This is a genomic window from Nocardia sp. NPDC052566, assembly GCF_044547285.1.
Classification (GTDB): domain Bacteria; phylum Actinomycetota; class Actinomycetes; order Mycobacteriales; family Mycobacteriaceae; genus Nocardia.
On sequence record NZ_JBIUAF010000001.1, the window covers coordinates 1,261,389 to 1,274,557 of the forward strand.

Below are 13,169 nucleotides of genomic sequence, written 5' to 3' on the forward strand. Positions count from 1 at the left end.
AGGCGGGACAACTCGGCTCACGCCTGGGCCGCGGTGTCCGCACGGGCCGCGGTTCGCTTGCGCCGCGACCGCCGCACGACAAAGGCCACAAGGACTACGACGACGGCGACCGCGAGCGCGACATCCGCCAAGGCCAGTCGAGTGCCGAGCAGCCAGACCAGCCGCCCCCAGTAATCGCACGGCCCTACGTCTGCGGGAATCGAAGCACATCCCTTGGGTCGCCGTGCCGTCCAGGCCAGTGGGGTGAAAGTTGCCGGACGTGGCCTGCTCGCTCAGGTGACCCGTGCGGCCACTAAGGTCTCGAAGGTATAGGGCCGCAGGCCATCGGTACGGCTGGCGAAGTATCGCTGCTGGAGGTCTGCACGTGTGGGATGGTCCACGACCTTCAGCCCGCACCGGCTGATCAGCCTCTCGATCTCGGATACGGGCCAGCCTGGCTGAAGAGGTTCGCCGACAGAAGCCGCGATCGGCGTGTAGATACGGGCGAATTCCGTCCCCACGTCGTCGAGCGCGCAGTCCTCGGCCCGGTAGGAGAACACCACCTCAGACCCGGGAGCAGCCGCCGCGATCATGCGCAACCCCGACTCGATCGCCTGTGCCGTCAGATAGGGGGCGACGCCCGTCCAGCAGAAGATCGCCGGCTGCGCCCAGTCGAACCCGGCCTGGCCCAGAGCATCCTGAACCGGTCCGGCCTCGAAATCAGCCGGCACGAATACCTGCGAGTCGCTGAGCGGCAGGCCGAGCTGCCTGACCCGCTCGAGCTTCCATGCCTGGGAGGCGGGGTGATCAACCTCGAACACCGTCAGCGAGCCGAGCAGATCCGGCCGCCGCCACGCGAACGAGTCGAGCCCCGCGCCAAGAATCACGTACTGCGTGAAGGCGCCGGCAGCCAGCCGGTCCTCGGCGTACCGGCTGCGGGTGCAGACAGCCGCGCGGGATTCGCGACGGACCGGGACGGGGAACAGCGGATCGAACTGGTCTCGCAGCTGTCGCCATACCGGGCCGACAAGCACCAGGGCCAGCACATCGTCGAGTACCCACGGCGACGCCGTCTCCAGGCGAAACAATCCACGCGACACGGCCGCAAACATCGCCGTCCTGCTCGGCGCGCTTTCCATGCATTCCTCCTCGCGGGCCAGAACCCAGCATGCCGACCACGCTCGCCCACTCTGCGCACTTCACAGGACGCGCCTGAAGCGCCCTGACGGCCATAGCCAGATCGCCTGGCCGTCAACGCAGCTGACCATTGCTGGATCTCTCAGCGTATCGCAGGACGAATGCCGTAGTGCGGCAACGGATTAGAGTGGACGAACATCCGGCATGCGCGGACAGAGCCCGGCCTTGTGGTGCCGTTCCTGGTTCCTGCGGTGTCGGTGGAGATGGTGTCGTTGGATGCCGGGCTATCGAGAAACGCCGCGTGATTCATCCTGAGAACGAATGGCTCCGAATGCGATCTAACGTATGGTCGCATACGGAATGCTCCCCGCGCCGCGATTCTGCTGTGCCGCCTGAGGGCTGGCCAGCCAGCGATAGGCGCTCTTTTCGAGTACTCGCATACTCAGGTTCTCGACCGCTTTCGCGAAGATACTGTCCTCATGGCCGATTCAGCACCCCGCCCAGTCCATGTCGCCGAGGCACGGTCACGCCTCGCTTGGCCTGTTCGATGGGATGCCGTGGCAACGCTGGCTGCGGCGATAGATCACGAACCCGCCGAGCTCGCAGATTACCCGCTACTAGCTGTTCATCGCGTTTTGGATCGCCTCGCAGCGATGGCGTTCGACGCCGCGGATGGGGTGTCCGGAGCGCCCGCCGCCTTCGCTGAAGCTGTCACCGAGTTGTGCAGGGTGGTAACGGATTCGGCTCCAAGCGCACCCGACGACGACTCGCTGCCGCTGGGCGACCCGTTGCCTCCGACCCCCGACTCGGCGACCCCGGACACTCTTATCGATCACGACGGTGTGAACATCCTGGTAGATCTCGCATTTCGGTTTGCGGGACGTGCGGGCGCAAACGTGATCCGGCAGCTTTCGGACGCCGCGACCTTCGCCGAATGCCAACTGCCGAACCTCGGTTCCCATCAAGACCTGGAGTCGACCGCATCGATACTGCTCGACTCTGCGAGGATGGAGAAGGATCGGGAAGCGGATTCGCCCGCGACTGGTGTCGCGGATTCAAAGGGCTTGTCTATGAACGAGTTTGGCGACATTGTCGGTCTCGTTCGGGCTGCGCCGAGTCAATGCAGCCGTTTGTTCTTGAAGGTGGACGATGACGACCTTGTCAGAAACCCGCCGCCACAGGGACCGGCTCCGTCCATTGCCGGTATCCAGAGTGTGACGCTGGAGCCGCCGTGCGGCGCTGCTGCGATCATGACGATTCACGGACATGGGTTCGGCACCGCACCTGCAGGCGGTATCCGGGTGCTGGTCGCAACCTGGGACCCGGTTTTGCGCGCGGTGTACCGACCTGTAGCTGTGTCGAGCTGGTCGGATACTACGGTGGTCGTCGCGTCGCTTCCCGCGAACCTCGTCTCCGGCGCGGTGGCATTCGCGGATCCAGCATTCATCGGTAAGTACAACGAGTGGGTTGACGGCCGCAATCGTCGAGTCGCGGCAGCGATGCACGGTGCAGGTTGCCCGGGCCGATGGCAGGCCGAAATACCCTACTCGGCAACACCTTCCGCTACCCCCGCGACAAGTTACACCGCCGGCTCGCCGCATATCACCGCCGACGTAGCCCCTACGATCGGTACTCCTGTGCAGTGGAACGCCCGCACCCTGCACCTACAGACCGGCCAGGAATTCAAGGTGAGCTGGCAGTCTTATGGCGCCGAAACTGTCGTGCTTCGCGCGCTTGACTCCGGCGCCGCAACGATCCTCGCCGCCGCGGGCCATACCGAGTCCGTTGTGCTCGATTCAACCGGACAAATCATCCTGGCAACCGCCACCAACCCGATTCGTGGCACTTTCGGTGTCGACGCCGAAAATCGCTGCGCCACTGTTCGTGCGACCGTGGGGGTGATGGTCACCGGTCCAGCACTTCAGCCCGCGTCGGTGACTGTGTATCAGGCAGTTGCCGGTGGCGATGTAGAGGTTGGCCTTCAGGGAACAACCGAAGTATTGAATCCATCATCCGGCCCCTCGATTCCCCTGGTCGCGGACAAGCGCAGTGTGGCGGTGATCGACTGGTGGCCCGCGTTGCCCCAAATGCCGCCCGGGGAGACACTGACCGCGCGCGCCACTCTCAAAGTCAGTGGTCCGCTGATCGCTTTTCCCGGGGTGACACTGCGTCCCAGTGTGTCGACTGCCGACCCCGCGCCGCTGGACAAAACGCTCGAACTTCAGTCGGGGCCGGGGTTCTCGTCATTGACCGCCTATCGCCAATGGCTCGCTGCGGGTAACGATCCGCACACTTTCAACGTGGTCCTACCTCCTCAGGTCTGCCAGGGCGGGGTAATCGTGGGACCGGGTGTCCAGGGCTGGACGCTACTCGAGGCCACGGTGGAGGTCAGTAGCCAGGATGGGCCGACCTGGACCCTGAGCCCCGGGAACAATGTCACGTTCCATCCCCGCAGACGAGTGCGGATTCGCTACCGTGCTTTTGGATTGCCCGCCACCGCCGACGCGGCCGCGGTACCTGCGCCCACCGACGAGGTGTGCCGAGCAGGACTGCGCGCCGCCGCCAGCATCCTTCCCATACCTGACCCGGAGATCGTCACTCTGCCTGGCTCGCCGACCCAGAACAATGGTCACCTCATCGAAGACCTGATCGCCGAACGCGGCGGCACTGAAACCCCAGCATGGCGGGATGAGATCTGGCTGGTTGTCGGCCCGCTCTCCCCTACAGGAGGGTTCGCCCCAGGCCCCTGGGTGGGTTCCTCGGACGCCACCGCCCGGACCCTCGCGCACGAAATGTCCCACCTGTTCGGTCAAAACCATCTGGCACTCTGTGGAATCGTCGGCGATGACCCCGCGTCATTCCCGAACCGCGGCAATGTGGGTGTGCCCGGTTTCGATATGTGGAACAACGGTTTTGTGCAGAACGCCCTCGACATCATGGTCCGCACCTATTGCCCAGAACCCACCTGGCCCAGCCCGGAACGCTGGCGCCGAGTTTTCTTGAAGGTTGGTCGAAAATGAGCACTGTGCGCATTACAGGCACCGTCCACCAGGACGGCCGCTTCATCGCCGGCTGGTGGCACACCACAAGCGACATCGTCGAGGCGATCAGCGAACCGGATACCGGCTGGGCGGCCATTGCGGTAGATAGCACCGGGCGAGTCCTCGAATTCGCCCCGGCCACACTCGAGACTGTTCCGGTCTGCAGACGCGACGGCGATTCCACCGCCCGCTTGACGGCGATGCTGCCATTGGTGGAGGAGACAGCATCGATCGCGGTGGTGCACGATGATGTCGAGGTGTTCCGTCGCGAGGTCCCCCCGCCTGCGACGGTAAGCCTGGATCTCACCGCTGTGCGTGGGAAGACGTCGCGTCGCAGCCTTATCGAGATCCCGGTGCAGATCGACCGCGCCGAACCTCCACCTGGTGCACATCTGATTGCTCGGTTGGAGGCACCTGATTCTGGTTGTCCGGCCATGCCGCTGCCACTTGTCGACGTCGGCGCGGGCGAGCCTCCGGTGGTGAGGTTCGATCTCGCTGAACTCCCTTCCGCGGACCGTTATCGGCTGACGGTGAGCTACAGCGACGGTGTTCGTACCGTGACTGTGACCAGCCCCGCCCTGCAGGTCGAGCAACGACCGGCTTCGCCAGAGATCTCGGTCCCCGATACACGCACGGTCCGATATGACGACGAGCTCCTTGTGCTGGAAGGACGGATCAACGGCGACGCCGACCCCGCCGCGTTGCGATGGCTGATCGACAACGAAACCGTCGGGCACGGGCCGGTCGCACACGTTGCCTGCCTCAGCGCCGGCGAGCACACCGTGTCGCTACAGCTCGGCGGCGAACGCCATCAGATCGAGATCACGGTTCGTCCTGCGCCCGAGTTACCGGTACAGCGACCCTCGCACTGGGAACCGCCGTGGCGCGCCGGTGCGGTACGTGTAGTCGGTGTCGCCCACGCATCCGAAGAATTCTCGTAACGCCGAACATCGGGTGCGGTGAGGTGCATGCGGAGACAGCGCTAGATCCGGAACCGTGTCACCAGCCACCAGGCGCCCCTCCTGATCGAGCCGCCGAAATCTCAAAGTGGCCACCGACACCGACGGAGGTTTGGTCAGGCGATCGGACGATGGCAGGCGGAACGAAAAGCCAACGCCGTCTGGTATCGGTGCAGGGCAAGCACTCTCGCGCCCAGCAGTGGACGCCGACCTGCGGGACGTCAACCTTCGGAGACGAGGACCAGGAACAGGAAGGCCAGAAAGCGGGGGTCATCCTTATCTTCGAAGAACTCTGGGAACTGCTCCAGCGCCGCCGGGGCGGGGCCGGGTTCGTCGAGGTGAGTCACTCGAAATCCGGTGTCGAAGAAGGTTTTGAACATTGTCGACAGTGACCGGTCCCAAAACGTCAGGTCGGCGTCCTGTCCTGCCAGGTCCGCCACATGACGAGGCCGTGTGGCGAAGTAGTTCGTCGTGTTGCCCGCTTGCAGGGCGGTGAACCACATGACGAGCGGATGCTCCACGGACAGGATCAGGCGGCCTCCCGGCTTCAGAACTCGTCGGATCTCCGTCAGTGGGGAGTGCCAGTCCTCTAGGTAGTGCAGCGTCAGAGAGCAAACAACGTCGTCGAAGGTGGAGTCGTCGAATGGCAACGGGTCAGCTAGATCCGCGACGTACAGCTCCGGGCCGCTTCCGACACGGTCCCGGGCGATGTCGATCAATGCCTTGCTGCCGTCGACTCCGACAACGGTAGCTCCGCCCTCGAGCAAGTCGACAAGCGTTGGGCCGGAACCACAACCAACGTCCAGCACGTGCTTACCCGACACGTCACCAAGCAGGTTACGGATCGCAGGCCTGTTGTAGTACTCATTGAGCAGACTGGTCGCGTTCAGCTCAGCGTAAGCGTCCGCGATCGGGTCGTACGCCGCAGCACGGCCAGAGCCGTCCGTATGAGTCGGAGTATCCATACTTCGAAGCTAGCAGCGCGCTGCGGGCGTCCTCGAATGCTAAGGAAGACAACGCATTCGAGATCGACCATGCTTTGGCCGCGCCCCAGCCGGATTGAAGGAAACTGGACAGCCCCCGACCCCCGCTCTCCGAGAAAGCGGGTGGCAGAGCCGGGTGATGACGGCATGGGGCTCGGCCGCCGGGCTGCGCCAAAATCGCTTGTCGCCCAATCAAGTTCGCGACGAGGATCGCTACGCATGGAACGCCTGCCTGATATCAGGATCCGAACCGGGACCGAGAACGACGAAGGAGCACTGGCCGCGATCGACCACGCCACCTGGTCCACACGGGTGAGTCCGGTTCCACTTTGGCCACTGGAAACACCCTTCTTCGACGAACGGACATCCCCAGAGAACGTGCTGCTCGCGCGCGACGACAACTACATCCTTGGATACGTGAAGCTCCGGCCTCACCCGATGCCAGCATCGAGCGGACACGTCCAGGAGATCAACGGATTCGCCGTCGACCCGGACCACCAGGGACGCGGGATCGGCCATACACTCCTCGATGCCGCGCGGCACGAAGCGATTCGACGCCGAGCCCGTCGCATCACCCTCCGCGTCCTCGGAACCAACACCCGCGCTCAGGCGCTCTATCTCGCACACGGCTACCGCATCGAAGGCCGACTCGTCGGCCAGTTCCTCATCCAGAATCGCTACGTCGACGACATCTTCATGGCACTTGACCTTGCACACGATCCCGACCGTCAGACAGTTGACTGCCGGTGAACTGGAGAAGCTCATCGACTCACCAGGCGACATCAGAGCGGTGCTTACAGCGGGCGCCCCTGAGGATCAAGCAGCTCTCTACGCGGCCCTGCACCTGGAAATAAAATACCGGCACCGCCAACAGCTTGCTGTGGTCGGTGCCGGTATCCCGGTGGTTAACACGTGTGTCCGGAGGGGGGACACACGCGCTAACCACACGCCTTGACCTGCGGAAATGACCGCTGTACGAGGCTGCGGGTGACGTCGATGTGGAGACTCTTCGCGGGAGCTCGGGTCGAATTGTAGTTTGCGTCAGGTTCACCCTGTTTATCTCTCCGATCAGTGGTTTTTCGAGGCGCTGCCTGCCGTGCGGGCAGTTGGGATAGTGAGGCTGGTCGGACAACCCGAGTGATTCCACAGGCGAAGAGGGTGCGTGGGATGGTCGGCTATCGGCGATGCCTACGAGGCCGCTGGGGGCCATGTGCGAGGTGAGACATTGGTAGGTTTCGCTGCGGGCTCTCCGTCCCAGTCGAACTTTGGCGAAGGAGGGCCCCACCGAGTGGGTCGATGAAATAGGACCTCATTCGAGCCAAAGTTCGTCCTTTCGAACGAGGTTGATCCAACAAACGAAGCGCGAGAGAAGTCGACACCTCCCTCAAAGATGGCCGACCCGAAATGTGTGTTGTCAGAAAATATTGCCGAACGAAACAGCGCCCTTCCTGAAAATTTTGCATCGGTATATAGGGTTGGACCTGCGAAGTCCGTCTCGGCAAATAATGCACTTCCAGAAAATTCGGAATGAATAAAAATGCAGTCATAAACGGCTGAGAACTTAACATTGCTGAACCAGGCGTCACCGTAGAATTGAGTGTCAGAAAAGACGGCCAACCCCTCGAATCTGACATAATCGAACCATGTGCGCTCAAAGAATTCCCCCTCACTGAATATCGCTTCGGCTTTAAAAGTTGTCGCCCGGAAGGAGGCCTCACGTCTGAAGACGGCTTTCCTAAATGATGTGGCTTCGAAAAAGGTGGCATGGTCAAACCATACTCTGCCTCCAAAATCAGCTTCCGAGAAGTCTGCCTCCTCGAGACAGGCGGTGCGGAAATCGAAATCAGATGACGCCCAGCTGTATTCGGAACCGGAACGGAGCCGAGCAACGATAACGCGAACAATCGCCGTGCGAACTTCACGGTCGTTTTGTCGATAGTCGAGATGTCGTTCCTCATCATCTCCCCGGGTGCTATCAGCTGTGCTGCGGTGATGCTTGACAACTAGTTTGCTCTGATGATTGGCGCCTAGTTCGGGGCTGTAGGGCAACCGAAGGTACCCGCAGAGTACGTCAATACATTGTTGGCGTCGATTCTCGTCGGATTCGTCGGCGACACCGGCCATGGCGTACACACCAGCGATACGTACCGCGACGTCAGGGGCGCCCAGTTGGGCTGCCGCAGCACCGAAGCGTTCTACGAAGCGACTTTGCTCGATATCGCGTTGTCGTCGGTAAGCGATGACCAATGCCACCACGCCGCCGACCCCAGCGACAACAGTCAGCGCGACTCGGGTGATGTCGATAGGCGCGGCCTTCACGTCGCTCGTCGGCGTAATAAAGCGGAGAGACCCGTAGGCCACGATGGCGACGAGCAGACCAACCACGAGCGCTAGTCCGACTGCAGGAAATAACCCGATACGACGCGCGCGATGCCTAATCGCTTTGTTGTGCTTGGTCACGCGGGCACGCAGCGCGATTGCCTTCGTACGTACCGTTGTACCGATCGTGTTCACCCACCCGTGCATCGCATGATTGTCGTCGAAGCGGCCACGTTTGCGTGGGATTCCGGAAAGTTCGTAACCGCCGAGTAGATTCCTACCCAGCGCGAACCGCGCGGGCCGAGAAGGCGATCTCCCGGGCGGAACTGGACAAGATACCGCGGACAGTGCCGGTCACGGCGGTTGACATTCATCAGCCTGTAGCTCTTCGTGTACACCCCTGGCAGATCGAGCAAGCCTGCACCTCGATCCAGCGGCGCAGCGCGCGCAACAGTCGATCACTGTAGGTCTCCTCGGTCTCAACCAGCAATAGTCCCCAGGGTTGGTCTCGGCATCGAATACCATACTGTGCGAAAAACTTTCGTATGCCTACCGGTGCTGGCGGCACTCGATCTCATGCAAGCCAGTCTGGCTCGGATTCGTTGACCAGCCCAGGCTGCCGATCGGAGCCGCCGCGGTGGCACAAACACTGTCCGATCAACTCGGTGCTCTCGTCATTGACATCCGTAGGTTCGCGCGGACATATGCGGTTGTAGCGCCGAATCTGCAGAACGCGCCGAGCGCCGTGGAGGCAACTGGGGAGAGCTTTCTTGTGGCGCAGAGGATGTTCTTCCAGGTCGCGCGCTGCTCTTGAAGAGATCGTTGACGTAACTCGAAGCGGAATGCCATGTTGGGCCCCTTCTCTATCCCAGTCGGCACTGCTTCAAGGACAGCGCAGTGCCGAGAGTGGCCGCCACACGGCCGACAACAACCGCGGATCGCATCATGAGCTCCCGACGTCCTGCCCGTATGCAAATCGTCATCGACGACTTCGCTGATGTACACCTGATGCGCTGGACGATCAACGGAAGGCAGTCAAGGTAAGTCGAACGTAGTCTCAGCTCCGGCTACCGGCCGGTTCACGCTGACGGATCGCTCGGGAGCCGAATCGAAGTACATGCGGACCGCGGCACTCACAGGTCGGAACCGTTCCTGGTATGCGCCAGCCGGAACTGCCGGCCCCTACCTTTCAATTCGTTCCTGGTGGCCAACACTTCCCTGCGAGCAATGTGGGATCGCAATCTGTTGCGTACAAAATCCGGGGCATCGAAAGTGTATCCTGTCGAGCACAGAACTACATAAACCCTTCTGAGGTCGAACCATGACAAAAATGTCGCCTCATCCGTGCTCGAATTCGAAGTCACCTTACTCCATTCTTCCTGATAATACTTCGATAGCACCTTCTTTCCGTTGTCGAGATCGCCTTCTATGGTATCGGCGGAGATCCGGATCTGAGAACAAGCGTCGCGCATTTTAACGCCGAAGCCCTTTTTGGTGTGTATGACGTACACTTTTCCACCGGCTTCGTCCACCTTCAGAAGATCGAAGAGTTCCACCTTGCCACCGCGCGCCTTGGCAAATACCTCGTCACCGAAGTAGAAGTCGGCTTCTGTCGCCTGAAGCTCGTTGAAACTATGCTCATCACCGTCGGTCCACCTGAGGAACTCCACCTCGGATCCGAGTGATATAGGGTTGCCGGATTTGAATACATCATCGATGAAGTCGTTCCTGAGATTCTCCAGGAAATCGCCCAGGCTGCGATACCAGACCTTATCTATGCGAAAATAGGTTGCGTCGGCCAGATCGACTTGCCCGTGCAGAAAATCCAGCAACTTGTGCCGAATTCGTTTCGACGTGTCGTCCGGATCGATCTGGTAGCTGAGGGTCAGTTTCAAGAACTCGTTACAGAAACGTTGCGGATCCTCCAGGTAGGCCCCTAGATCGGCCATGAGCAACGGAGTGAGATCATCGATGCCGGGCGCGTAGTCGCCCAACGCTGTACCGCCGAGCCTGAAGTCTACCCCCGCTGTGAACGTTGTTACTTCATACGGATCCAGCACGTCTAAGTCCGGGGTTTCGGCACCGAGTAACTCCCGCCGGATACTGTCGATGAACTCTCGCGTCAGGTTTTTCGCCAGCTCCTTTTCGTTCCTGATTGGATACAGGTTGTCCAGGAAGGCTAGTTCCCGCCGATACTCCTCGCTCGGCTCCGGCAAGCTCTCCAGGCACTGAATCAACTTGCAGATACCCGCGAGATCCATCCTCTGGCGAAGCACAAAAGCCGACTTTATCTCTACAGCAGGTGGACGGTCCAGGTTGACGATCTCCGACAGAATGTTGTCGCCATTGATTCGTTCGGTATCGAGACGACCGACCAACTTCTTCCAGATGGTGTCCATGGCTTCACTTTTCTCGATCGAGTACACTCGCCGATATGTTGCTGATCGGGTCAACGTGGAGCCTGTCATGTCGCGAACGTCTGCGGCCGTGAAGTTGTTGGAGATCAGCTTCTTTGCCGTCTCAAAGGGGAAATGATAGTCCACGAAATCAGCAATGATTCGATAGGCGGCGCCGGAGGTCACCACGAACACGTTGGATTCTGTCGACAAGAAGAGCAGCGCATCCGCGCCTTTGACGTGAAGTATCGCCGCGTCATCTTTCCGGCACAGGTATGCTCGCACCAGGGGTAGCAGGCCAGTGCTGTAAGAGTTCCGCACATAAAGGTCGAGCCGTACGCCTGGAATCGGCTGATCCAGAGGTACTGGAATCAGTTCCTGCTTGCCCGATTCGTGGTCGACTTGTGCGCCGTAAGCCGTCACTACGGCGTCGACCAGAGTCGACGGCAGAGTGTCAGCCGGAAGCAAGAGCTTCCAGACAGAATTGTTGGACCGCTTGGAACTCATCGACATCACCTGCTCACTTCAACCCGCACAATGCTCATAACCGAAAGCCGATCGATCCGTGCACAGTTAATCGCTGCGATGTTGCCGGATGTTTCAACTCCGCTAATTCGTTATCAAAAATTGCCCAGTACGCGAGCAGTTGTTGCCTGCTCTCGGGGAGTTGGCAATGAAGTATTTCTGCGCGGTCTCGATGGTGACCCGACCATCTGACGCAGAGCGCCGCTGAACTCCCTCCCGAGACTGCGTTTTCCTCCGTGGCAAGACGCGTCAGCCGGGCCCGACGCGTGCGGCACCAGCGCAGTACAGAACGTCATCAGCGCACTGCTCTGCGTCTACTGCTACGCCGAAGGCAACGGGTGGACCCGCAGGACCAGCCAGTCCAGTCGATCTCTCAATGAGCTCAAGCGCCGGCGAACCGACTCATCCTGATGCCGAACGGCGAGAATGCGATCCCTCGGTTACCAATGGCCCTCCTCGGGCCCACCAGTAAGGGAGCGGGACCAGCTCACTACGTGCGGACGTTCTCTAGTACACGCAGATCTTCATCGATCGGAACGGTTGCCGGAGGGAGGGTTGTGATCAGCAACTCCTCGGCAGGTCGTTTTCCGACTCGCCCCGCCGCCGAGTAGCGAGTGCTGACTAGACGTTTGCTGATCCGCCAGCAACGGACGCCGAGACCGTCGCGGTCAGACCGTGATGGTGTCATCTGGTCGGGGGCGTATAACCACCCGCTCTCGGTAAGAGTTGGATGGTTGTCGTAACTCAGCAACCATCTGAACTGCGCCTTCGACCTCAAGTAGCTGGCGAGGCTGAGGTGCAGGGTGTAGTCGCTAGGCCGGGCTGAACCAAGCCCGTCGCCGCCGTAGCCTCCAAGGGGATCGAACGAGGCCCGGTACAGATGCGATGCCTTTTCGACGTAGGGCGGATCAAGGTAGGCGACCACCCGCGAGGGAATGAGCTGCGGGTAATACTCGGGAACGTCGTCCAAAGTCTGACGCCAGTCCTTGCACCATACGTCGACCAGGCGTCCTGTGTTGTACAGGTGGCCGACGTACCGGAGCCGGTCTTCGAGTGCATCTGGATTCCACCGGCAGCCGATCGGATACGCGCTTGTCTGCGCCCGGCCCCCGATAGGCCCAGCTTTGCCATGCAAGATGCCCGAGAAGGTCGTGCGATTGAGGAACAAACACTGCGTCGCGGTTGCAAGCCGACGGTTGAGCGGGGTCATCCTGGACTGGGGAACCCAGGTGCGCCAGTAGTCCCACCGCTCAACGGCCTTCTGACCACCGCCCCGGACATAGCGTTTCCACTCGTCGCGCATGCGGTCAACGAGACGTTCGGTGTCATCGGCCGCGGTCTGCCAGAAGGCGGTAACCAGGGGATCGGCATCAGCGAGAAGGATGCGCTCGACAGTGCCATCACCGATCATGCGCAGTGAAGCTGATGCGCCACCCGCGAAAGGCTCTACAAGAAGGTTGATTTCGGGAACTTCCCGCGATTGTTTCGCTGATGTAATCACTCGTCCGATGATGGGCGCGAGCGAGGACTTGGCTCCGGGGTAGCGCAAAGGTGACTGATAACGGCCACGAGCGAGGCCGTGCGCGACGGGTTTCAACTCTGCGACCAGCGGCCGCACCTCAGTGTTGATCGCTTCGCCGGAGCCGAAAAGGTGTGCACCGCTGGCGAGTCCGCGAGCGGTGAGGTCGGCTGGCGGCAAGATCAACGACGGCATAGTGGTATTTTGCCGGACGATTGAACGGTCAGGGCCACGGTACCGCCTATCTGTTGAAGGATGTCGGGGTCACCGCCTGAAGGTCGGACTTCGGTCCCGGTGACGCCATGCTGCAC

Annotated in this window: 8 protein-coding genes; 3 read left to right on the forward strand and 5 right to left on the reverse strand. The window is 61.1% G+C overall.

The window, feature by feature from the left end:
- Positions 1 to 272: 272 nt before the first annotated feature.
- Positions 273 to 1,118, reverse strand: coding sequence for a class I SAM-dependent methyltransferase (locus tag ACIG5A_RS05020; RefSeq protein WP_397237835.1), 846 nt, complete (start codon positions 1,116 to 1,118; stop codon positions 273 to 275).
- A gap of 555 nt (positions 1,119 to 1,673) precedes the next feature.
- Here ACIG5A_RS05020 and ACIG5A_RS05025 point away from each other — a divergent pair.
- A complete protein-coding gene (locus ACIG5A_RS05025; protein WP_397237837.1) occupies positions 1,674 to 4,136 on the forward strand; it encodes a hypothetical protein in 2,463 nt (820 codons plus the stop codon).
- On the forward strand, positions 4,133 to 5,098 hold the full coding sequence (locus tag ACIG5A_RS05030) for a hypothetical protein (RefSeq protein ID WP_397237839.1): 966 nt from the start codon (positions 4,133 to 4,135) through the stop codon (positions 5,096 to 5,098). The genes ACIG5A_RS05025 and ACIG5A_RS05030 overlap by 4 nt, the downstream gene beginning before the upstream one ends.
- Positions 5,099 to 5,337: 239 nt before the next feature.
- Here ACIG5A_RS05030 and ACIG5A_RS05035 read toward each other — a convergent pair whose 3' ends face one another.
- A complete protein-coding gene (locus tag ACIG5A_RS05035) occupies positions 5,338 to 6,081 on the reverse strand; it encodes a class I SAM-dependent methyltransferase (RefSeq protein ID WP_397237841.1) in 744 nt (247 codons plus the stop codon).
- A gap of 237 nt (positions 6,082 to 6,318) precedes the next feature.
- Between ACIG5A_RS05035 and ACIG5A_RS05040 the strand changes: the two genes are divergently transcribed.
- On the forward strand, positions 6,319 to 6,849 hold the full coding sequence (locus tag ACIG5A_RS05040) for a GNAT family N-acetyltransferase (RefSeq protein WP_397237843.1): 531 nt from the start codon (positions 6,319 to 6,321) through the stop codon (positions 6,847 to 6,849).
- Between the two features lie 438 nt (positions 6,850 to 7,287).
- Here ACIG5A_RS05040 and ACIG5A_RS05045 read toward each other — a convergent pair whose 3' ends face one another.
- From ACIG5A_RS05045 to ACIG5A_RS05055, 3 genes are all read right to left on the reverse strand, one after another.
- The gene (locus ACIG5A_RS05045) at positions 7,288 to 8,613 is read right to left on the reverse strand and encodes a pentapeptide repeat-containing protein (RefSeq protein WP_397237845.1); all 1,326 of its coding nucleotides are present in this window, start codon (positions 8,611 to 8,613) and stop codon (positions 7,288 to 7,290) included.
- A 938-nt stretch (positions 8,614 to 9,551) separates the two neighbouring features.
- The gene (locus ACIG5A_RS05050; protein WP_397237847.1) at positions 9,552 to 11,321 is read right to left on the reverse strand and encodes a DUF6119 family protein; all 1,770 of its coding nucleotides are present in this window, start codon (positions 11,319 to 11,321) and stop codon (positions 9,552 to 9,554) included.
- A gap of 508 nt (positions 11,322 to 11,829) precedes the next feature.
- The gene (locus ACIG5A_RS05055; protein WP_397237849.1) at positions 11,830 to 13,053 is read right to left on the reverse strand and encodes a DNA adenine methylase; all 1,224 of its coding nucleotides are present in this window, start codon (positions 13,051 to 13,053) and stop codon (positions 11,830 to 11,832) included.
- Positions 13,054 to 13,169 lie beyond the last annotated feature (116 nt).

Bases quoted from the DNA above. Each gene is read 5' to 3' on its own strand.
- ACIG5A_RS05055 (WP_397237849.1), bottom strand. From the start codon at position 13,053: ATGCCGTCGTTGATCTTGCCGCCAGCCGACCTCACCGCTCGCGGACTC.
- ACIG5A_RS05035 (WP_397237841.1), bottom strand. From the start codon at position 6,081: ATGGATACTCCGACTCATACGGACGGCTCTGGCCGTGCTGCGGCGTAC.
- ACIG5A_RS05030 (WP_397237839.1), top strand. From the start codon at position 4,133: ATGAGCACTGTGCGCATTACAGGCACCGTCCACCAGGACGGCCGCTTC.
- ACIG5A_RS05020 (WP_397237835.1), bottom strand. From the start codon at position 1,118: ATGGAAAGCGCGCCGAGCAGGACGGCGATGTTTGCGGCCGTGTCGCGT.
- ACIG5A_RS05050 (WP_397237847.1), bottom strand. From the start codon at position 11,321: ATGAGTTCCAAGCGGTCCAACAATTCTGTCTGGAAGCTCTTGCTTCCG.
- ACIG5A_RS05040 (WP_397237843.1), top strand. From the start codon at position 6,319: ATGGAACGCCTGCCTGATATCAGGATCCGAACCGGGACCGAGAACGAC.